This window comes from Pseudoalteromonas sp. NZS127, from assembly GCF_015864805.1.
Classification (GTDB): Bacteria; Pseudomonadota; Gammaproteobacteria; order Enterobacterales; family Alteromonadaceae; genus Pseudoalteromonas; species Pseudoalteromonas nigrifaciens.
Genome location: NZ_JADYWN010000010.1, coordinates 110,759 through 130,198 on the forward strand (window position 1 = coordinate 110,759; position 19,440 = coordinate 130,198).

Here is a 19,440-nt window from a genome sequence, read left to right on the forward strand (position 1 = left end):
CGCTAATTGGCGACTTTCAGAAAGCTTATATTAACTACATGCTTGTGCTTTTTTAATCATTTCATTTTGTTCAGCAATTGTTTCTTTAATCACTTTATCAAAAAACTTACGTTTTTCTCTTGAAGATGCGTTACGAACGAAGTCTGAGAAAGGTGTAGACTTAATTTTTTCGCGTTTATTTTCAAACATAGTCATACCCCTATTATTTACTCTTGTTATAGCTTCTAATGAAGTGCGATTGTACTTTTTGCCAAGTAACAGGTCAATATGAGTAAAAGGGGAGTGGCTCAAATCTTGGCTTCATACATACACAAAATCCCATAAAACAGTTTAAATCCACATTAGGTAGCTTTTTGCTTTATAAAGTATGAAGATTTAAAATCACTAATTGTCCCATTATTAATGTCAGATATCAGTATTTTGACTATGCTAATTTAACGCCAACAAACGTAACCTTATAATTAAACAAGCGCTATTCTTCTGTCTTGCTCGTTTTGAGCAAAAGTTATTACATATATATTGAGGCTTAAATTATGGCATCAGCAACTGGCCTAACCGTACTTGATATAAGTGCTATATTTTTATCGATTACCGCATTACTAACCTATGTTAATCATCGCTTTATTGGTTTACCTACAACCATTGGCGTTATGGTTATTTCTATGTTGGTATCGATTGCTGCAATATTCTTGGGCTTTTTAGGGTTTGATCAGCTAATAGATTACGAAGTTAGTTTGCTTGAGCAATTAGATTTTACGGAGGTTTTGCTCGATGGCATGCTTTCAATGTTGCTTTTTGCCGGTGCTTTGCACGTTAATGTAAGCGATTTAAAGCGTTATAAACTGCCTATTGGTATTTTGGCTTGTGTGGGCACTTTGTTGTCTACCGTTATGATTGCAGCAGCCCTTTATTATATGTTGCCCTTGCTGGGGTTTAGCTTGCCATTTATTTGGTGTTTATTATTTGGCGCTTTAATATCGCCAACGGATCCTATTGCTGTGATGGGAATTTTACAATCTGCTGGTGCTCCTAAAAGTATTGAAACTGTGATTGCTGGTGAGTCGTTATTTAATGACGGTATTGGCGTAGTTATTTTTGTACTTTTGTTGGGGATTTTGTCTAGCGGTGATATTCCAACAACTTATTATGTAGCAAATACGCTGGTAGTAGAGGCTGGTGGCGGTATTGTTTTTGGTTTAGTGCTGGGCGGTATTTTGTATTACTTGCTAAAAAGTATTGATAGTTACCAAGAAGAAGTACTACTGACCTTAGCTGGTGTTATTGGTGGTTATGCGCTTGCAAGCCATTGGCATCTGTCGGGGCCGCTTGCAATGGTAATGATGGGGCTGATGGTTGGTAATCATGGTCGCAATTTAGCTATGAGCGACAAAACTCGCCATTATGTTGATTTGTTTTGGGAGCTAATAGACGAAATTTTAAATGCAATTTTGTTTGTTTTGATTGGGCTTGAAGTAGTAATGATAATTTACTCAGGTAATTTATTTATTGCCGCAGGTTTAACCATTTTAATTGCTCTACTAGCACGGCTTATTGTAGTTGGCATTACCACCACAACTTTTAGGGAACAGCTAGAATTGCCTACGGGGGCTTGGAAGGTTTTGACGTGGGGCGGTTTGCGCGGCGGGATTTCGGTGGCATTAGTACTTCAGCTACCTACAGGCTCCGAACGCGATATTTTATTGGCACTGACCTACGCAGTTGTGGTGTTTTCTATTTTAGTGCAAGGCTTAAGTATTGGTAAAGTTGCGAAAAGTATTCGTTAGATACAAATAATATGAAACGCTAATCCGCCGAAGAATAATAGCCACCCAGTCAATTTACTTTTTTGTAAAATATTTCAGATTACTTAGTATAACTTTAACTACGTACCACTAGACTAAAGTCTATAGGTTAGTTTAATTCACCTATCGAGTTTATTTTAATCGTTTGTCGATTTTGTGTTAATTCTCTAAAGTTCAGTTGTCGGCAACAAGCACGACTTAACTAATAGGACTATGACCATGAAATTAACACTTATCAAAACTATCGCTCTTAGCTCACTACTTACATGTTCAGCTGCTGCAATGGCTGAGCAAAGTGATTACAAATTAATGGTTATTGAAACCGCAACTGCACCACAGCAGTTGGAGCAATCGTTTAACAGCTGTGCGCTTAACGTTAAGTCAAAGAATTACGCTGAAGCTGAAGCCGTGTGTACACAAGCAATAGCACTATTAAATAATGCACAAGGTTCTAAGTTTAAACTACGCCAGCTTACATCGTACGCGTTAAGTAACCGTGGTGTTGCACGCTTAAAAGCAAATAACGAAACTGCTGCAATCGCTGATTTATACGAGGCAGTGCAGCTTAATAAAAACGCACTTGTATCTCATAATTTAACGCGCGCTAAACAAGAGCTATCTTTATAAAAAGCATAAATAATAAAGAGTGATGCCTTTCTAAAGTATTCTTATTAATTGTGAACAACAAAAAATGCCGCTCATTTTACTGAGCGGCATTTTTGTATCACTAATTTATGTGGTTGCTAGCTTAGCCTGCAACGGGTGTACTGCCTGTTGGAATGTCTTTCATGCTTTTAATTAGCATGTAAATACAGGTGGTGGCTAAGCAGCCGCCTAAATAAAGTAAAATACCATCGCTTGCATCAGAGAAGTTAGCTGCAAGCATTGGGCCTAGCACAGAGCCTAGGCTGTAGCTTAAAAGCATGATTTCGGTTGCTGATACAATTTTAGCCATAGGCAAAGAGTCGCAAGCGAGCGTAATGGCAATAGGGTAAAGTGCGTAATACCATGATGCCGATCGCTCAATACCATTCAAGCCGATCACTTTTTTGTCTGTCAGTAGACCTCAGTAAAATCTAACTTGAGTGATCGGCATCAGTCAAGAAATTTAGTTTTTTTCGCATCGACTCGCCTTTTAATTCCAACTTTATCGCCCCGTGCACAAGCCTATCTAGAATCGCATCCGCGTGTGTCGATTCTCCGATCATTTCATACCAATTTTCTATCGGTAATTGACTCGCTATTAAGGTCGATTTTGTATCATATCTTGCATCAATTAATTCCAGTAAATCACTCCGTTGTTGAGCCGTTAATGGCTCTAATCCCCAATCATCTAAGATCAGTAAATTGGCAGAGCTAAGCTTGTTGATCAGTTTTCGATAACTACCATCGGCTTGCGCTAGAAACATCTTTTCTAATAGCTCTTTGAGCCTAAAATAATAAACGCTACTCCCTTGTTGGCAGTGGTTTTGACCAAGCGCGCAAGCGAGATAAGTTTTGCCACAACCTGTTGCTCCTGTGATCAAGATGTTTTGGTGAAGACGAAGCCATTCACCTTGTGCTAATGAACGGATCTGAGCTTTATCGAGTTGTCGTGCTGCGCCATAGTTGAGTTGGGCAAGTGTGCCGCCAACTCTGAACTTTGCTTGTCGCGTTAGGCGATCTATTTTACGCTGATCACGCTGCGTTATTTCATGTTCAAGCAATAAACTTAGCCGCTCTTCGAAGCTTTGTTCAACGTATAAATTGGGTTGCTCGTATTGCTGCAATAGCGCATCACGTATGCCGCTTAGCTTTAAATTACTTAACTGATTATTAACTTGTTGATTGATATTTTGCATAAGTCTTCCTATGGTTTGTTAATTTTTATTAATGGTAATAGTGGTTGCCACGGATATTTTTATGATCAATATCTTGTAGTAAATCACCTTGAGCTTGTGGCAAGGGTTGTTTATCCAAGCCTTTTTCTAAGATACTCTTTACTTGTTTAACGCGAGTAACACCTGTGGTTAATGCGCGATGACAGGCGGCTTCAAGACGTTGATCACTAAACTTTTTACCTAGGCTTAATAACCCCATACAAGCACGGTAGCTTTGCTCTGGATGTTTTTTAGCTTGCATCAATTGCATAACAAACTGCTCAGTTGATGTGCCAAATTTACTCGCCCAGCGTTCGAACCGCTGTGGTGTCCATTGTTGCTGCTTTTGATGAGCGATAGGCATATGCAGATCAAGCGTGGTGTGCGCACCTTCTCGGTATGATCTGGGGTGAACAGCGACTCGTATGCCTTGATGGTAGAGTGTCACCAACTTCCCGGAGGCATGGGCTTCAAGCTTTTGTTTAATTAAGGTATGTGGCACTGAGTAGTAGTGCTTTTCAATTTCCACATGATAATCAATATGCACGCTCACCTGTTTTACTAAGGTATAGCTGTAAGGCTGTGTGGGCAGTGGTTTGAGTGCAGGTCTGTCGATAGCATCAAACTGACTGAGCCGTGAGCCAGGATGCTTTTTCATTTTACGTTGATTTAAATCGACCAGTAATGCTTGTATTTTCAGGTTCAATTGACGCAAGCTAAAGAAGGTTTCATTGCGAAGGCGCGCCATTATCCAACGTTCAACAATTTGCACACCCACTTCAGCCTTAGCCTTATCCTTTGGTTTATAGGGTCTAGCGGGCACAATGACCGTATCGTAATGTGTCGCTAGTTGTTGGTAGGTTGGATTTAAGTCAGGCTCATATCGACACGGTTTGGTGACGGCACTTTTAAGGTTGTCAGGAATTATTAGCTCAGGAACACCGCCAAGAAACTCAAAACAACGGGCGTGACTCATCACCCAATCTTCGAGTTTCTGGCTGTAAGTCGCTTCGGCATAGGTATAATTTGATGCACCCATGACCGCAACGAACACTTGTGCAGTACGACATTCGCCTGTACTTGTATCGACAATACTCATGGTTGGGCCACAGTAATCCACAAACAGTTTTTCACCTGCTTTATGATTTTGTCGCATGGAGGGTTTTTGGCATTTAAGCCATGCCTTGTACTGACGGCAGAAGTGAGTGTAACTGTAAAAACCTTCCGCGTGCCGCTCTTTGTATTCTTCCCAAAGCAGCAACAACGTCATGGTTTTAGGCCGAAGCTCTTGCTGAACTAACGACCAGTCAGGAATGGTAAAGCCCTTTAATCGAGGCTTTGTTTTGAAGAACGCTTGTTGCAGAGCGTGATCATCCCACTTCTCATCAAGCGGCCAGTAAGTAATATCTAACTCTGCTGATTTACAGGCATATTTAGACACGATTGAGGGTGAAACAGATAAGCTTGTTGCTATCTGACGATGACTGAGTTTACAGCTGTATTTTAGTCTTAAAATCTCTTTAAGTTTACGCATTGAAATAGGTGCCGTTGGCATGGTCATTCTCATCATCAAAAATGAAAAAGAATAACGGTTAAAAACACCTACTGGCTAGACAAAAACGTGTACAAATTGAACGATACCATTCAAGCCGATCACTCAATACCATTTTGACCGAAAAGTGATCGGCATCGATGATATTGAGTGATCTCGATGGATGGTATTAGGTGATCGGCTTAGATAGTATTAGGTGATCGCGATGCATGAGAATATGCATAAAGTGCAAAACTTGCTGCCCCTAACACTAAGTAGCTAACAACTAAGCCGCTAAAGCTGGTTGTTTGCAATATACCTAACACGCTTGCAGCACCTAAAAAGCAAAACATTGCCATGAGTAAGTTTTTACCCATACGAGTAGATAAGTAACTTACCAGTGGCTGTACTAACATGCCGCCAAGAATAATAATTGCCATTAGCAAACCTGTGTATTGAGCTTGCTCGCTTTGTGCTGCGATATATACAGGCATTAATCCGTAAATTGGCCCCAGTAATAGCCCCGACGCTAAGCAACCTAATATTGCTGGGCGGCTAAGGGTTTTAATTTCTTTTAATGGCAGTTTTTGTAGCTCTTGGCTATCTGGTTGGCCTGATGTAATTAATAACGGTGCTAAAATTGCTAGCAATAATAAACCAACTACAAATAAGTACGGCACAGCGCCTACCGTGCCTAGCGGTGCAATAGCAAGTTGGCCTACTGCGCTGCCGCCATAAAGCGAGGTCATGTAAAGGCCTAAACGTTTAGCACGAGCTTTAGGCGTGTTGGTCATTAATAACCACGACTCAACCACCACAAATACACCTGCAACGGCCATACCGGCAACAAAACGCGCCATTAACCAAACCCCAGCTTTAGGCATAACTAGCTGAGCAAGAACACTTAAAATTAATAAATTAAGAAATAAAATAAAAGCAAACCTGTGGCCTATTTTTACTACTATGCGTTCAATGCATGTAGCGCCAATAAGTAAGCCAAAATAAAATACACTCGCTAGCCATGGAGCAAGATCTACATCGAGTTTAAATGCCGATAGCGATAGCGGGATCAGGCTCATTAAAAAGCCAGAAGCTATAGCAAAAAAAGACAAACCGATAACAGGTGCTAACGGGTTATTTGACTTGCTAGTAGCAACGAATTCTATCATTAGAATTATCCGATTTTAAGGTCATAAATAAACGCTGTTTACCGACTCTGTTTTAAGGCGATTATTTATTGTTGGTTGATTTTGCGGCGAATGTAGGACTCTTTTGAAAGGAAGTAAAGTGATTTTTTATTAATCAATGAAAATAAATTTTTAACTGCACAATTACGTAAAATAAGCGCACAATTGCGACGTGTTTGTGTTTTAAACGTATTAAAATTGTATGATTTTTGTTATTTTATTTACTTGGTTTAATGCGGTAAAGGCAATAAATTTAAGCCATTGAGCAAACCATTAGTAAGCGTTTTTAAGTTTTAAATAGTGGCGGCACAACAAATAAAAGTAACAGCCTTTAAAACGATTACTTTTATGTGTTGTAAATGAGCGGCTTTAATTTATGCAGCTGAGTTTAAAATTAAACGTTTGATTACTGCATTAGCAGCGCTAATTGATGATACAAACCAATACCGATTAAAACATTAAACGGAAAAGTAATACCTAAAGAGCACAGCATAGCAAGGCCAATATTTGCTTCTGGAATGGCGGCTTTTATTGCTGCAGGCGCTGCAATGTATGAGGCACTGGCAACTAGGCTACCTAAAACTACAATTGAGCCCATTTCAAGGTGTAAAAGTGTACCGACTGCTACGCCAAGCGTGCCCAAAAATAAAGGGGTAATAATAGCAAATAAAGCTAACTTCCAATGATGCCAAGGCACAGGGCGCAAAGTTTGCGCTGCGGTTAAACCCATTTCAAGTAAAAATAATGCCAGTACAACCTTAAAGCCGTTAGTTAATAAGCTGGTAACTTGGCTACCTTGTTGCGTGCCGTACATTATGCCAATAATTACACCGCCAACGAGTAAAATAACGCTTTTATTGGTTAGCGCTTCGTGCCAAACCGCTTTTAAAGACAGCTTTTTAGTTGGCGCACTTTCTTTATTAAATTTTCTATATATTAGCAGGCCAACAATAATAGCCGGCAGCTCTAGCATCACTAAATATAAAGTTACTTCAGCGCCTACAACCAAACTAGACGACTCTGCGTAGGCAAGCGCAACAGCAAATGTACCCGCACTAACAGAGCCATAATGCGCCGCAATACTGGCACTATTAGCATAAGAAAGTGTAATAACGTACTTTAAAATAGGGTACAGCATTAAAGGAATAAGCCCCCCAAGCAGCATAATGGCCCCCATTTCTGGGAGTAGCTGCCAATTTAAATTACCGTGTAAAACCATCCCGCCTTTTAAACCAATAGTAAGCATTAGCAGTAAGCTTAGGGTTTCGTAAGTGGCTTTGGGTATAGCAAGATCAGAGTGTATAAGTCCGGCGATTAAACCTAATATAAAAAACATAACAACAATATCGGGCACGGTGTTTCCTAGCTGTAAAATTAAGTGGCGCTATTGTAGAGAAAACTTTGTATAGTAAATAATAAAATGAACAGTGGTTATATATAGATAATTATCTATGAGGTGGGTATGGATTTAAGGCATATATCGTTTAGATTACTAGAAGTGTTTATGAGTGTAGTAAAAACCCGTTCGTTAAGTGAAACAGCAAGGCAGCTTTATTTAACGCAACCTACTGTTTCACTACAAATAAAACGCTTACAAGAAGAAATAGGAGAGCCACTAATAACTATGCAACAGCAAAAGTTACAGGTAACCGAGGCTGGCCTTGAGCTATTTAGAACCTGCAAGCAGGTGTTTGCTCATTTTGAAGATTACCAAGATTTTTTAGCCGAATTACGTGGAGGCGAGCGAGGGCGATGTAAAATTGCCATGGTAAATACGGCGCAATATATTTTACCTAAATTACTCGGCCCTTATAGTAATTTGCATCCGCATGTAGAGTTACCGCTGGAAATAGGCAATCGCGAAGAGGTATTAGCCCGCTTTGAGCGTGGAGAAGACGACATTTACGTTTTTAGCCACCCACCATCGTTAGAGCAAGCCCAAGCTGCTCGGTTTTTACATAATCCATTAGAATTTATAGTGCCTAATAATCATCCTCTATTGAATAAAAAAAACGTAACGTTGGCGGACTTAATGCCATATCGATTTTTACTGCGTGAAAACGGATCTGCCACACGTATGCTATTTGAAAGTGAGCTACAAAGTAGGGGCTTAGTGCTTAGCGACGGCGTACAAATGGCGAGTAACGAAGCCATACGAGTTGCAGTATCGTCGGGTATGGGAATTAGCTTGCTGTCGCATCATGTTTTACCTAAAGGTGATAATAGCTATACAAAACTGCATGTTATCGACACCGATATAGCCAGCCAATGGTACTTTGTAATGCGTACCGACAGACACATTTCGCACGCAGCGCGCAGCTTTTTAAAGTTTGCCCAAGCTAATTTAGAGCATTACCTCGATACAAAATGGGTGCGTAATGAACTTCATACATTACATTTAGAATCTAAAACTTAAATTAAATAAGCAGTCGTTATGCTGCAATATAACTACTTATAATAGTTATATTGCTATCAATACATAGTTATAAAACACCCTTAATAACTTATTTATTATTTTGGTTTTATTTTAAATAAAGCTAAGTAAGGTTTAAGTTTAGATTTTGTTAGGGCTCTTTTGCTTAGTTGGAACCAAAATTGCTGCATAGCTTGTAACACAACAATGGGTTTGAGCTAATGACAACAATAACGTTTAAAAATCAATACAGTAACTATAACTCCTCTAGTGTAAATAAAGCGGCAAGCCCAAGCGAAGTTGCGGCAACCAATCCCCCCATTGATGAAAAAACAAGTGATGTTAAAGGCATAAACTCAGTCCCTAAAGAGCAATCATTTTTAGAAAAAGCCCAAGAAGCGCTTGTTTATCAGCGTTTAGGTGTAAATAAAGACAAAATAGACGAGTTAAAAGCGGCAATAGAGGAGCTGACTAAAGAGTTACAAGCGCAAGGCGCTGATCTTGATGTAATTGCAGATAAAATTAACGAACTTGAAAAAATGCTTGAGCAAGAATACCAACAAGGACGCGATCGAATGGATATGAAACCTCAGCATGAGGCGGGTAAAATAATTTCTGCACTTGTTTAATTTATATAATATTGAATAGTTTACATTGTTATTGTGCTTACTTTTGCTAAGGTAAAAACTTATAACAAAAATAAACAAGGATTACTAATGAAAACCCTGCAGCAGCAACTAGGTAACTACGGGCTTTATCACCGCTCAAAACGCAATGTACTCACCCACCTGCTAGGCATTCCGCTCATTGTATTTGCCGTATTGTGTTTATTGGCGCGCATTCAGATCCCGTTGGGTGGCCTTGTTATAGATGGTGGACAACTTATTGTATTTGTATCAGTTGTGTACTATTTAATGTTAAGTGTGTCGTTGGGCCTTATTATGGCTGTGCTATTAACTATGTTACTTGTTGGCGCGCAACCTATTGCAGCCATGGCATTTACGCCTTGGTTAACGATTAGTATAGGGCTGTTTGTATTTGGTTGGATTTTACAGTTTGCTGGCCACTATTTTGAAGGTAAAAAACCCGCGTTTATAGATGATATATCGGGGCTTATTATTGGCCCTTTGTATGTAACTGCAGAGCTATTATTTATGTTGGGCTGTTATAAAAAGCTAGAGCAACAAGTAACCGACATTGCTGGCCCAACTAAGCCATAAAACAATAACAAACGTGCTGTAACTAAAGCATAAAAATACGGTAACAAAGTATGGATTATAATAATAAAACAGTGTGGATCACCGGTGCGTCATCGGGCATAGGTAAGGAGCTGGCAATACAGTTTGCAGAGCTGGGCGCTAGCGTTATTTTATCGGCGCGTAATGTTGACAAACTGACAGCGCTTAAGGCTGAACTAAAAGGAGAAGGGCATTTAATATTGCCACTCGATTTAGCAAAGCCCGAAGAAGTATTGAGTAAAGTTACCGCGGCAATAAATGAGTTGCCCGCAATCGATATTTTAATTAATAACGGCGGGATATCGCAGCGTAGTTTATTTTTAGAAAACGACTTTAAAGTGTATCGCCAATTAATGGAGGTTAACTATTTTGGTTTAGTGGCGTTAACTAAAGCGGTATTGCCCTCTATGGTTGCAAGAAAAAGTGGCTCGGTTGTGGCTATAAGTAGTGTGGCAGGAAAGGTAGGCTCTAAACTAAGAACCGGTTACTCAGGCACTAAATTTGCAGTGGTGGGGTTTATGGATTGCCTACGCGCAGAGGTAAAAGAGCATAACATTCATTGTTTAACAATTTGCCCAGGTTTTATAAAAACCGCGATTGCGTACAACTCATTAAACCCGCAAGGTGTTGCACAAAATAAATCTGAGCAAGCTATAGAAAATGGCATGGATGTTAAAGTAGCCGCATCAAAAATGATTAACGCTATTAATAGCAAAAAAGATGAAGTGATTGTTGGCCAAGGCTTAAGTGGTTGGGCTCCTACCATTAAACGCTTTTTTCCGCGTTTATTTAACCGTTTAACAGCAAAAGTTAACTTTAAATAATACTAAAATTTAATAAAGCTATAGTTGAGTATAAAAAGTGATAATAAAATATATATGGCTCGGATTATTTTTTAGCGTGCTGATCTGGTCGGGCATAAACCCAAAAGATCAATTTACTTGGTTTTTAGAAGTGCTACCAGCCATTATTGGTGTGGTAATTATGCTTTGCACCTATAAACACTTTAAGTTAACCCCTATTTTATATTGGTTTATTTTAGCGCATTGTATTGTGTTGATGGTGGGCGGCCATTACACCTATGCTGAAGTACCGTTATTCGATAATTTATTTGGCAGTGAGCGCAATAACTACGACAAAGTAGGGCACTTTTTTCAGGGTTTTGTACCTGCATTACTAGCACGCGAAATTTTACTGCGTAAAAATGTAGTTAATGGCAAAGGGTGGCTAATAACCTTTATTATTTCAATATGCTTAGCCTTTAGTGCTTTTTATGAGTTACTAGAGTGGTGGGTGGCATTGTTAAGCGGTGAAAATGCCGAAGCGTTTTTAGGCACCCAAGGTTATATTTGGGATACCCAATCAGATATGGGATTAGCACTATTAGGTGCTATTTGCTCGCTATTAGTACTTTCAAAAGTACACGACAAGCAGCTAAAAAGCGTTAAAGATTATGGATGAGTTATTATGCTTAGACGTTTATAGCGCTTGTTAATAGATCTTTCGTGACATATAGAAAAACCGGTCTTCTTCTTTGTCTATTACGAAACCATTTCTCGTATACAGATGATACGCAGGACTAATTTTAAAAACTCGTAGTCTAAGTAAATTAACACCAGCTTTAATCGCTAATCGTTCGCACTCTGCCAGAGCAGCTGCCCCAATTCCCTTATTTTGAAATTTCTCACTAACCTGTATATCTCGGATATAACATCCTTCATTATCAAAGGCTAAACGAATTGCGCCAACGAGCGAAGTATTATAAAGAATATCCCAATTTTCTAAGTCTACAATTTGCTCTTGTATCTTAGATTGTTCCCAGCAAACCGAATAATGTTCATAGTATGAACGCATATTTTTATATGTAATATCTGCCGATGCATAAAGATCGACTGTTGCTTGATATGAAATCACTGCAAATCTCCCTGCTTGAGTTACTTATATGGATAATGAGTCCCACTTTTTGAGTTATCACACCCCAAAATAGCGTTTATTATATTGTTCAATAATTCCACTTAAAAACGCCTATGTAAACAATTGTTTATATGGGGGTATAAAGTAAGTTTACTGTTATGCCTAAAACAACTTTTAATAAGGTTATAGGGCAAAATATAAAAACGGTTTCAATGCGCGGTAGTTGTCGCTTAATAATTTATTTGGTTTTATTGAGTGGGGTTTATTTAGTAGTTAAGTTTTTAAGTGATTTTATGGGCGCGGGGAGGCTGATTAATACTTATTTGCTGCTTTTACTTGAAAGTAATCAGAAAATACCACAGCGGTATAAAAAGGAAGTTTGAATTTATGAGTTATTTTACTAAACGCTGCCCGGTGTTTTTAATGCAAAGGGCCGCGTTTAACTATATGTATTTACTTGGCTTTTTTAGCCTCAAGAGTTTCTATTTCACTCCAGATTTTTTCGGCCTCGGCGCTTAACATAGCGTAGCTTTTAATATCGCCTTTACGCTGTGCCTGCATGCCTTGCTCTAATTTTGCGTCGTACTCTTTGCGTAGTTTTTTGCTTGGATCTGATTTAAATATCGAAAACATGCTTACTCTCTTAATTACTTTTAATGTATTTGCTTGATTGAGTATACATACGATGCCGCGTGGAAAATCGATTATTAAAGTATAAATTAGTCCTGCAGCTAAATATTGAATAATTACTCTAACAGGGTTGAAATCACAAAAATTGAGCGTACACTTGTGCGCTGAAAGTTTGGGCGCACACGTGTAAGCCCAAAATGTTTTGAATCGCAATAGAGAATTAAGTGCTTATGATCACGCAAATATTAGATCAATTTTCAAAATGGTTTTTACACCATCAAAGTTTTGCCAGTTATATAGAGCCAATTATGCAGGTGTTTAAGCCCGCATGGCGCGCAGGGCAATATAGAGCGCAAGTAGTTGACGCAGTTACCCTTAATGGCGGTTTTTTAAGTGTGCAACTTAAGCCAAGTAAACAATGGCCTAAGCATACTGCTGGGCAGCATATAAGTGTAACCCTTGAAATTAACGGGCGATTATTAACGCGTGTTTTTACTGTGGCTTCAAGCGCTCAGCAATTTAAAAACACAGGCTTAGTGCGTTTACTAATCAAAACGAATGCACAAGGGCGCTTTACAAGCTTACTAAATAACACTTTAAAAGCGGGTTTGTGGTGCAGTATTTCTGCGCCAAACGGCGACTTTGTATTTAAAAGCACACATACACCGGCCACTTTTATTGCTGGTGGGTCGGGCATTACCCCCATGCTGGCTATGCTTGATGATTACCTAAGCCAAACAACGCAAAAGGTGTTGTTAGTGTATTACGCAAAAGTAACTGAGCATCAATGTGTTGATGAGTTGGGTGAACTGGCGGCGCAGTTTGAGCATTTTTCGTTTTTATTATTAACACGCGAGCAGGCAAGCGATATAACCAGCAATATTAAACCATGGGAAAACCCCGATATTTATTGCTGTGGCCCTGCAGCCTTTATGCAAACGGTGAGTGACTTTGCTAAAAAGCATGATTTAAATTACTACCAAGAGGCATTTGGTTTAGCGTTGCCGCGCTTAAAAGACGACAGCCAATTTAATGTAAAAATTAACAGTGGCGCGCATGTGGTATTGGGCAACGATGTTTTGCTAACTCAGTTTGAAGAAAAAAAGTTACCCGTTAAACGCGGTTGCGGCATTGGTATTTGCCATCAGTGCCAATGTATTAAAAAGTCGGGCGTGGTACGCAATTTAAAAACCGGTGAATTGAGCGATAGCGGCGAGCAGTTAATTCAACTTTGCGTAAGCCAAGCGGTAAGTGATTTGGAGCTACAATTATGAAAACCATTAACTTTGAGCAATTAGAAAAAGAATTAAATGCCATAAAAATGGACACCCTTGGCAAGGTAGGCCAGCAAGATGCTGATTATATTCGCGCTGTTGTGCGTAAACAGCGAGTGTGCGAATGGATCGGGCGTATTTTACTTATGCTTGGTTTTATTGTGCCATTACTGTGGGTTGTGGGTGTGCTGTTACTCGCCCTTGCTAAAATTTTAGATAATATGGAAATTGGCCACAATGTCATGCATGGTCAATACGATTGGATGAACGACAAGCAGCTTAATTCACAAAACTATGAATGGGACATAGCCTGCGATGGACAAAGTTGGCACCGCGTGCATAACTTTGAGCACCACACATATACCAATATTATTGGTAAAGACCGCGATTTTGGTTATGGCTTATTAAGGTTAAGTGACGATTTTAAATGGCGTTTAAAAAACACGTGGCAATTTATAACCTATTTAAATTTAAGTGTGTTGTTTCAATGGGGGGTGTCGTATCACGAACTGGCAGGCGAGCGCGTGTTTATAGGTAAAAAGAAGCCACACCGCGATGGAGCCGTATTGCATAGCACCTTAAAACAGCGCTTTTTTAGTAAAGGCGCGCGCCAATTAATTAAAGATTATGTGATATTTCCGCTACTTGCTGGGCCATTATTTTTGTGGGTATTAGCGGGTAACTTAGTGGCAAATTTAATTCGTAACTTATGGACGTCGACCATTATATTTTGTGGTCACTTTACCGAGCAAACCCACACTTTTAAAGAACAAGACTGTGTAAACGAAAGCCAAGGGCAGTGGTATTACCGCCAAGTATTGGGCTCGTCAAATATTAAAGGACCGCGTTGGTTTCATGTATTAACCGGGCATTTGAGTTTTCAAATTGAGCATCACTTGTTTCCAGATATGCCATCGTCGCGTTATCAAGAAGTGGCACCGCAAGTACAAGCAGTATTGCAAAAGCAAGGGATTGCCTACAATACGGGAGGGTTTTTTAGTCAATATGCCTCGGTGTTAAAGCGTATATTTCGGTATTCTTTTAAATAGTGATTAATAAAGTAGCTGTAACGGTAATGCCTGCATTAAATAATCGGTTAGCGTAAAGGCGTTAGCTGATTATTGCATTAAAGTGTTGAAAATGGCTTTTTTGATTAAATAACCATCACCACATGCAAAAAATTCTTCTAATTAATTTAAAAACAGGCCGTTTTGCTATGGTTAAGTAGTAGTTGGTTGTCATACAATGGAGAAAAATAGACCACACAAGAGAGATTAAAATGGCCGCATTTGGTACTGTGTTTATGCCGCAGATGATTCAAGCTCGTTTTTCTGATAATAAATGGAGCGAAAGCTCAATTGTCCCTTCTGATAAGCTTGAACTGCATCCTGGCGCTCACGTTTTACATTACTCAAGCACATGTTTTGAAGGCTTAAAAGCCTTTCGCCATGAAGATGGCTCAGTCTATATTTTTAGAATGGATGCAAACATTGCGCGCATGCAGCAGAGTTCTGAATTGCTTAGTTTACCAAGTGTTGATGGCGAGATGCTAAAAACCATGATTATTGATATTGTGCGCCAATATGCAGATGAAACGCCTTTACCACCGGGCTCTATGTATATTCGCCCAACGCATATTGGTACTGAGGCCGCAATTGGTAAAGCCGCTGCGCCTTCTATGAGCTCATTGTTATATACCTTGTTATCGCCAGTAGGTGATTACTTTAGTGGCGGTGCAACGGCACTGCGCGTATTACTTGAAGAAGATGGTATGCGCTGTGCGCCGCACATGGGCATGATAAAAAGTGGTGGCAACTACGCCAGTGCACTAGGACCAATTTCAGCAGCACGTACTAAGCATCAGGCAGATCAAATTTTATTTTGTCCAGGCGGCGACGTACAAGAAACCGGTGCAGCTAACTTTATTTTAATTGATGGCAACGAAATTATTACTAAAGCGCTCGATAGCACGTTTTTACACGGTGTTACGCGTAATAGTATTTTAACCATAGCTAAAGACTTAGGTATGACGGTAAGCGAGCGTAACTTTAGTGTTACAGAGCTTTTAGAGCGCGCAGCTAAACCGGGCACTGAAGCAGCACTTTCGGGTACTGCGGCAGTATTAACGCCTGTAGGCACGTTTATTCATAACGATAAAGAATACCAAGTTGGTAACGGCAAAGCTGGCCCAACTACGGCGCGCCTGCGCCAAGCATTGAACGATATTCAATGGGGTAAAACTGCAGATACACACGGTTGGTTAACTAAAATTTAGTTTTTAATTTAACCTATTAAAAAAGCCACCTAATTAACTTTAATTAGGTGGCTTTTGTACTTTTGCTATTTAATTAGCGCTTAGGTTAAATAGCTTTATACCTTAGTGGATTAAAACCTCATTTCTATTTTGCCGTAAACGTAGCGGCCATTAAAACCAAATGGCGAAAAGCTTGAGTACGAAAATAAGCGTGAGAATGTAGTTACGTCATCAACTAGGTCGCGAGTTGGATCTGGGTATACATCAAAAATATTATTAGCACCTAAGCTTACCGATACATTCTCAGTTACTGCATAGGCTACATCTAAATCGGTGATCCATTTAGGTTTTAAAACTTCGTTACGCTCTGGAATATCCGATGGATCTTGGGTTTCGCCGTAGCGAGTGTTTCGTAGGGTGGCGCGCCAATCATCTATAGTCCACACCGCGCTTAAGTTATATTTATTACGCGGGGTACTTACTTCAAAGCGACGTAGTTCGTTACCAGAGAATAAGTTGTCTTGATCAAACCCAGCGCCTTGCAGCTCTGCAGGTGGGGCAATAATGTCGGTTACTTGGTTTTTGCCATAGTTAAAGCCTAAATTAAATGCCACATCGCCGTAGTTATCTGTAATTAAATTATACGAAGCAACCACATCAACACCGCGAGTTTTGCTATCAATAGCGTTTAAGAAAAATCGCCCTTGATTAGCTCCTGTACCTTCGAGTAAATCGGCAATAGCGGCGCCGGATAAGTTATTCGACAGTACAATACGGTCATCAATAAGTATTTGATAGTAATCTACCGATAAGCTGAAATTAAAGTCGGTTGACCAAGTAAAGCCTATTCCATAGTTGGTGGCTTCTTCGGCATCTAGACCCGGTGATCCGAGTGCTTTTGCAACGTTACTACTGGGCGCAAAAGTACCGGTTTGTGTGGGTTCACCATCAACAAATACAGTAGCAACTGAAGTAAAATGTTGTTGCTGTAGCGAAGGCGCTCTAAAACCGGTTGATACTGAGGCGCGCAGCGCTAAATCTTCAGTTAGTGTATAACGTGTGGCAATTTTACCGTTTAAGGTATCGCCAAAGTCAGAGTAATCTTCGTAACGCGCTGCAACGGTTAAGTTCCAGTTGTCGGTAATGTAGGCTTCTAAATCTACGTATAAACTTACATTATGGCGGCTGTTATCGCTTGCCGATTCTGAAGTGAAACCAGGAAATACTTGTGAGCCTGCTGAACCAAATGGGCCGTTCACCGGATCGGTTACTGCACCACCTGGGCCAAATGTGCCTTGAGCATAAGAGGCTTCTTCGCCTGCTTGAATTTCGTAGCCTTCGCGGCGGTACTCAGCACCTACAGCAATGTTTAAACCGCTGGCTAAAAAGTCGACATCAACCTCGCGGCTAAAATCAACATTAAGCGTAAGTTGGTCGTAAGTAAGTGTACCGGCATCAAAACGTGTTTGGCTACTTGGCCCATACGAAGTATTTAAGCTATCTATTACACCAAATTCAAAGTCATCTAGCCCGTATACGGCAGATACATCGTAATTCCACTCACTCACAAAGCCTTTAACACCCAATGCGAGAGAAAAGTCGTTTATATCTGAGGTGATCACCGGTAAAAAGCCGTCGGGGTAAATTTCTGTGACGTTACGATTATCTTGCGCGCGGCGGTAAAAACCACCACCTTCGCCTTCGCGTTTACTATAAGAGCCAAAAGAATATAGCTCAGCGTTATTGGTTAGCTCATATCCTGCGTTATAAAAAACAGAAAAGTCTTCTACATTACCATTACCAAAATTATGATTGTAGCGATCCCAGGTTAACTCGCGCGGATCGAGTGCGCCATTTACGGAGCCATCATCTAAACGAGCGTAGTTTTCACGTTGGTCGTAGTCAGAGCGATTGGTTGAATGACGATCGCGATATTCGGTAGATATATTTAAAAAACCGTTATCGCCTAGCTCAAATCCCATATTGCCTTGCAGTGTTAACGTTTGGCCATCGGTTAATGAACGGTCGCTCCCTTCGTTAAAGGCTAAATTACCATTGGCATCTTCTGATACCGATTTAAGTTCAGGCACGCCATCCATTTCGGTCATGTTTGCGCCATAGATAGCCGACACAGAACCGCCACTACTGGCACTTTTAAGTACAATATTAATAACACCGGCTATTGCGTCGGAGCCATATTGTGCAGCAGCGCCATCACGCAGTACTTCAATTCGGGCAATAGCATTGGCCGGAATAGCATTTAAATCAACTGATGATGAGCCTCGACCCGTTGAGCCATTTAAATTAAGTAGCGCATTACTATGACGGCGCTTACCATTAACAAGCACTAAGGTGTGATCGGGCGCTAAACCACGCAGTTGAGCCGGGCGTACATGGTCACTACCATCGGTAAGTGATGCTTGCGGAAAGTTAAAGCTAGGCAGTAAGCTACTAAGCAGGGCGTTGGTTTCGGTTTGGCCTGAGTTTTTAAGCGAATCGGCACCAATAATATCAATTGGAACTGGGCTGTCCTCTACAGTACGGCCTAGTCGGCGCGAGCCAATAACACTAATTTGTTCAATATTTGCCTCGGCTTGGGTGTCTTGCTCAGCAGCAGATGCGTACATAGAACCCAGTAATGCCGCCGATACGCTTAGCGCGCATACAGTGAGTGGCGTTGATTTTTGCAGTTTTAATAATAATTTATTATTCATGTTGATTCCCTCATTCAAAAACGCAGTAAATTAGTTCAGTTAAATTTGCAGTAACAATTGAGCTAATTAAAATTACAGCTTTTAACATATACCCAAGCAGCAAAGGCAGTCAATTGAATAACATTCAATAAACATAATGTTTACTTGAAAGTGAGGGATTAATAATAGAAATTTATTATCTAGAGTTTAAGTGAGCTATAACTCACCACTTTATTTTTCCAATGAGCATATCTTTAAACATAACCCAGTCGCCCCACAAACTGTAAAAAGGGTGCTTGAAGGTAGCGGGTCTGTTTTTTTCAAAAAAGAAATGCCCAACCCAGGCAAAACCATAGCCAATTACTGGTAACAACCACATTAAACGGTATTGCGATTTAAGCACCGCTACGCCAATAACAAAAAGCACTAAAGTGCTGCCAATAAAGTGTAAGCGTCGGCACGTAATATTGCGGTGCTCTGTTAAGTAGTAGGGGTAAAATGCTTTAAAGCTATTAAATTTAGGGCTGGGCATGTACTGCTCTTATTTATTAATGCTGCGTAATCTTATTAAAGCCTAAATTTACACTTGTTTACAGCGACAAGTGGTATTGATCGCATCTAGATAGACAAACTTGCTTAAAGTTA

At 40.1% G+C, this 19,440-nt stretch carries 19 protein-coding genes and 2 pseudogenes; 11 read left to right on the plus strand and 10 right to left on the minus strand.

The window, feature by feature from the left end; genetic code table 11:
• Window positions 1-30 precede the first annotated feature (30 nt).
• Window positions 31-189: a hypothetical protein gene (locus I6E78_RS10925; protein WP_197182483.1), complete on the minus strand. Its 159-nt coding sequence runs from the start codon at window positions 187-189 to the stop codon at window positions 31-33.
• Window positions 190-533: 344 nt separating this feature from the next.
• On the opposite strand from I6E78_RS10925, the gene I6E78_RS10930 reads away from it, so the two are divergent.
• Both I6E78_RS10930 and I6E78_RS10935 read left to right on the plus strand, forming a co-directional pair.
• Entirely contained in the window at window positions 534-1,784 is a 1,251-nt protein-coding gene (locus I6E78_RS10930) for a cation:proton antiporter (RefSeq protein WP_197182484.1), read from the plus strand.
• A gap of 237 nt (window positions 1,785-2,021) precedes the next feature.
• Window positions 2,022-2,429: a hypothetical protein gene (locus I6E78_RS10935; protein ID WP_011327941.1), complete on the plus strand. Its 408-nt coding sequence runs from the start codon at window positions 2,022-2,024 to the stop codon at window positions 2,427-2,429.
• A gap of 121 nt (window positions 2,430-2,550) precedes the next feature.
• Here the strand turns inward: I6E78_RS10935 and I6E78_RS10940 are convergent.
• From I6E78_RS10940 to I6E78_RS10960, 5 genes and pseudogenes are all read right to left on the minus strand, one after another.
• A pseudogene (locus I6E78_RS10940) lies at window positions 2,551-2,805 on the minus strand (MFS transporter); the annotation flags it as partial.
• Between the two features lie 73 nt (window positions 2,806-2,878).
• Complete coding sequence (istB, locus tag I6E78_RS10945; protein ID WP_008111090.1) at window positions 2,879-3,643, minus strand: IS21-like element ISShfr5 family helper ATPase IstB; 765 nt, start codon at window positions 3,641-3,643, stop codon at window positions 2,879-2,881.
• A gap of 28 nt (window positions 3,644-3,671) precedes the next feature.
• The gene (istA, locus tag I6E78_RS10950; protein ID WP_089368258.1) at window positions 3,672-5,216 is read right to left on the minus strand and encodes an IS21 family transposase; all 1,545 of its coding nucleotides are present in this window, start codon (window positions 5,214-5,216) and stop codon (window positions 3,672-3,674) included.
• Window positions 5,217-5,434: 218 nt separating this feature from the next.
• A pseudogene (locus I6E78_RS10955) lies at window positions 5,435-6,361 on the minus strand (MFS transporter); the annotation flags it as partial.
• 424 nt (window positions 6,362-6,785) lie between these two features.
• The gene (locus I6E78_RS10960) at window positions 6,786-7,733 is read right to left on the minus strand and encodes a sodium-dependent bicarbonate transport family permease (RefSeq protein ID WP_197182485.1); all 948 of its coding nucleotides are present in this window, start codon (window positions 7,731-7,733) and stop codon (window positions 6,786-6,788) included.
• A gap of 108 nt (window positions 7,734-7,841) precedes the next feature.
• Here I6E78_RS10960 and I6E78_RS10965 point away from each other — a divergent pair, with 108 nt between their 5' ends.
• The 5 genes from I6E78_RS10965 to I6E78_RS10985 all read left to right on the plus strand — a co-directional run bounded on the left by I6E78_RS10965 (window position 7,842) and on the right by I6E78_RS10985 (window position 11,491).
• On the plus strand, window positions 7,842-8,795 hold the full coding sequence (locus tag I6E78_RS10965) for a LysR substrate-binding domain-containing protein (protein WP_197182486.1): 954 nt from the start codon (window positions 7,842-7,844) through the stop codon (window positions 8,793-8,795).
• Window positions 8,796-9,013: 218 nt separating this feature from the next.
• Entirely contained in the window at window positions 9,014-9,421 is a 408-nt protein-coding gene (locus tag I6E78_RS10970; protein WP_197182487.1) for a hypothetical protein, read from the plus strand.
• An 87-nt stretch (window positions 9,422-9,508) separates the two neighbouring features.
• A complete protein-coding gene (locus I6E78_RS10975; RefSeq protein WP_197182488.1) occupies window positions 9,509-10,012 on the plus strand; it encodes an Mpo1 family 2-hydroxy fatty acid dioxygenase in 504 nt (167 codons plus the stop codon).
• A 50-nt stretch (window positions 10,013-10,062) separates the two neighbouring features.
• Window positions 10,063-10,854: an SDR family oxidoreductase gene (locus tag I6E78_RS10980; protein ID WP_197182489.1), complete on the plus strand. Its 792-nt coding sequence runs from the start codon at window positions 10,063-10,065 to the stop codon at window positions 10,852-10,854.
• A 43-nt stretch (window positions 10,855-10,897) separates the two neighbouring features.
• Window positions 10,898-11,491, plus strand: coding sequence for a DUF2238 domain-containing protein (locus I6E78_RS10985; protein ID WP_197182502.1), 594 nt, complete (start codon window positions 10,898-10,900; stop codon window positions 11,489-11,491).
• Window positions 11,492-11,521: 30 nt separating this feature from the next.
• On the opposite strand, the gene I6E78_RS10990 is transcribed toward I6E78_RS10985, so the two are convergent.
• Window positions 11,522-11,944 carry a GNAT family N-acetyltransferase gene (locus I6E78_RS10990; RefSeq protein ID WP_331459143.1) on the minus strand — a complete coding sequence of 141 codons (423 nt, stop codon included), beginning with the start codon at window positions 11,942-11,944 and terminating at the stop codon, window positions 11,522-11,524.
• A gap of 158 nt (window positions 11,945-12,102) precedes the next feature.
• On the opposite strand from I6E78_RS10990, the gene I6E78_RS10995 reads away from it, so the two are divergent.
• Window positions 12,103-12,327: a hypothetical protein gene (locus I6E78_RS10995; RefSeq protein ID WP_179806669.1), complete on the plus strand. Its 225-nt coding sequence runs from the start codon at window positions 12,103-12,105 to the stop codon at window positions 12,325-12,327.
• A 70-nt stretch (window positions 12,328-12,397) separates the two neighbouring features.
• Here the strand turns inward: I6E78_RS10995 and I6E78_RS11000 are convergent, their stop codons facing one another.
• On the minus strand, window positions 12,398-12,577 hold the full coding sequence (locus I6E78_RS11000) for a DUF6435 family protein (RefSeq protein ID WP_041454400.1): 180 nt from the start codon (window positions 12,575-12,577) through the stop codon (window positions 12,398-12,400).
• A gap of 227 nt (window positions 12,578-12,804) precedes the next feature.
• Between I6E78_RS11000 and I6E78_RS11005 the strand changes: the two genes are divergently transcribed.
• From I6E78_RS11005 to I6E78_RS11015, 3 genes are all read left to right on the plus strand, one after another.
• Window positions 12,805-13,848: a flavin reductase family protein gene (locus tag I6E78_RS11005; RefSeq protein WP_197182490.1), complete on the plus strand. Its 1,044-nt coding sequence runs from the start codon at window positions 12,805-12,807 to the stop codon at window positions 13,846-13,848.
• On the plus strand, window positions 13,845-14,897 hold the full coding sequence (locus tag I6E78_RS11010) for a fatty acid desaturase family protein (RefSeq protein WP_197182491.1): 1,053 nt from the start codon (window positions 13,845-13,847) through the stop codon (window positions 14,895-14,897). The genes I6E78_RS11005 and I6E78_RS11010 overlap by 4 nt, the downstream gene beginning before the upstream one ends.
• Before the next feature lie 224 nt (window positions 14,898-15,121).
• The gene (locus I6E78_RS11015) at window positions 15,122-16,123 is read left to right on the plus strand and encodes a branched-chain amino acid aminotransferase (protein WP_331459145.1); all 1,002 of its coding nucleotides are present in this window, start codon (window positions 15,122-15,124) and stop codon (window positions 16,121-16,123) included.
• Window positions 16,124-16,233: 110 nt separating this feature from the next.
• Here I6E78_RS11015 and I6E78_RS11020 read toward each other — a convergent pair whose 3' ends face one another.
• Window positions 16,234-18,816 (minus strand): TonB-dependent receptor plug domain-containing protein, encoded by a 2,583-nt coding sequence (locus I6E78_RS11020; protein ID WP_197182493.1) that lies wholly within the window; start codon window positions 18,814-18,816, stop codon window positions 16,234-16,236.
• Window positions 18,817-19,018: 202 nt separating this feature from the next.
• A complete protein-coding gene (locus I6E78_RS11025) occupies window positions 19,019-19,327 on the minus strand; it encodes a DUF962 domain-containing protein (RefSeq protein ID WP_197182494.1) in 309 nt (102 codons plus the stop codon).
• Window positions 19,328-19,440: the final 113 nt, after the last annotated feature.

What these genes read in the sequence shown, in the direction of transcription:
- I6E78_RS10925 (WP_197182483.1), bottom strand. Translation starts at nt 189, where the DNA reads ATGTTTGAAAATAAACGCGAAAAAATTAAGTCTACACCTTTCTCAGAC.
- I6E78_RS10930 (WP_197182484.1), top strand. Translation starts at nt 534, where the DNA reads ATGGCATCAGCAACTGGCCTAACCGTACTTGATATAAGTGCTATATTT.
- I6E78_RS10935 (WP_011327941.1), top strand. Translation starts at nt 2,022, where the DNA reads ATGAAATTAACACTTATCAAAACTATCGCTCTTAGCTCACTACTTACA.
- istB (WP_008111090.1), bottom strand. Translation starts at nt 3,643, where the DNA reads ATGCAAAATATCAATCAACAAGTTAATAATCAGTTAAGTAATTTAAAG.
- istA (WP_089368258.1), bottom strand. Translation starts at nt 5,216, where the DNA reads ATGCCAACGGCACCTATTTCAATGCGTAAACTTAAAGAGATTTTAAGA.
- I6E78_RS10965 (WP_197182486.1), top strand. Translation starts at nt 7,842, where the DNA reads ATGGATTTAAGGCATATATCGTTTAGATTACTAGAAGTGTTTATGAGT.
- I6E78_RS10970 (WP_197182487.1), top strand. Translation starts at nt 9,014, where the DNA reads ATGACAACAATAACGTTTAAAAATCAATACAGTAACTATAACTCCTCT.
- I6E78_RS10975 (WP_197182488.1), top strand. Translation starts at nt 9,509, where the DNA reads ATGAAAACCCTGCAGCAGCAACTAGGTAACTACGGGCTTTATCACCGC.
- I6E78_RS10980 (WP_197182489.1), top strand. Translation starts at nt 10,063, where the DNA reads ATGGATTATAATAATAAAACAGTGTGGATCACCGGTGCGTCATCGGGC.
- I6E78_RS10995 (WP_179806669.1), top strand. Translation starts at nt 12,103, where the DNA reads ATGCCTAAAACAACTTTTAATAAGGTTATAGGGCAAAATATAAAAACG.
- I6E78_RS11000 (WP_041454400.1), bottom strand. Translation starts at nt 12,577, where the DNA reads ATGTTTTCGATATTTAAATCAGATCCAAGCAAAAAACTACGCAAAGAG.
- I6E78_RS11005 (WP_197182490.1), top strand. Translation starts at nt 12,805, where the DNA reads ATGATCACGCAAATATTAGATCAATTTTCAAAATGGTTTTTACACCAT.
- I6E78_RS11010 (WP_197182491.1), top strand. Translation starts at nt 13,845, where the DNA reads ATGAAAACCATTAACTTTGAGCAATTAGAAAAAGAATTAAATGCCATA.
- I6E78_RS11020 (WP_197182493.1), bottom strand. Translation starts at nt 18,816, where the DNA reads ATGAATAATAAATTATTATTAAAACTGCAAAAATCAACGCCACTCACT.
- I6E78_RS11025 (WP_197182494.1), bottom strand. Translation starts at nt 19,327, where the DNA reads ATGCCCAGCCCTAAATTTAATAGCTTTAAAGCATTTTACCCCTACTAC.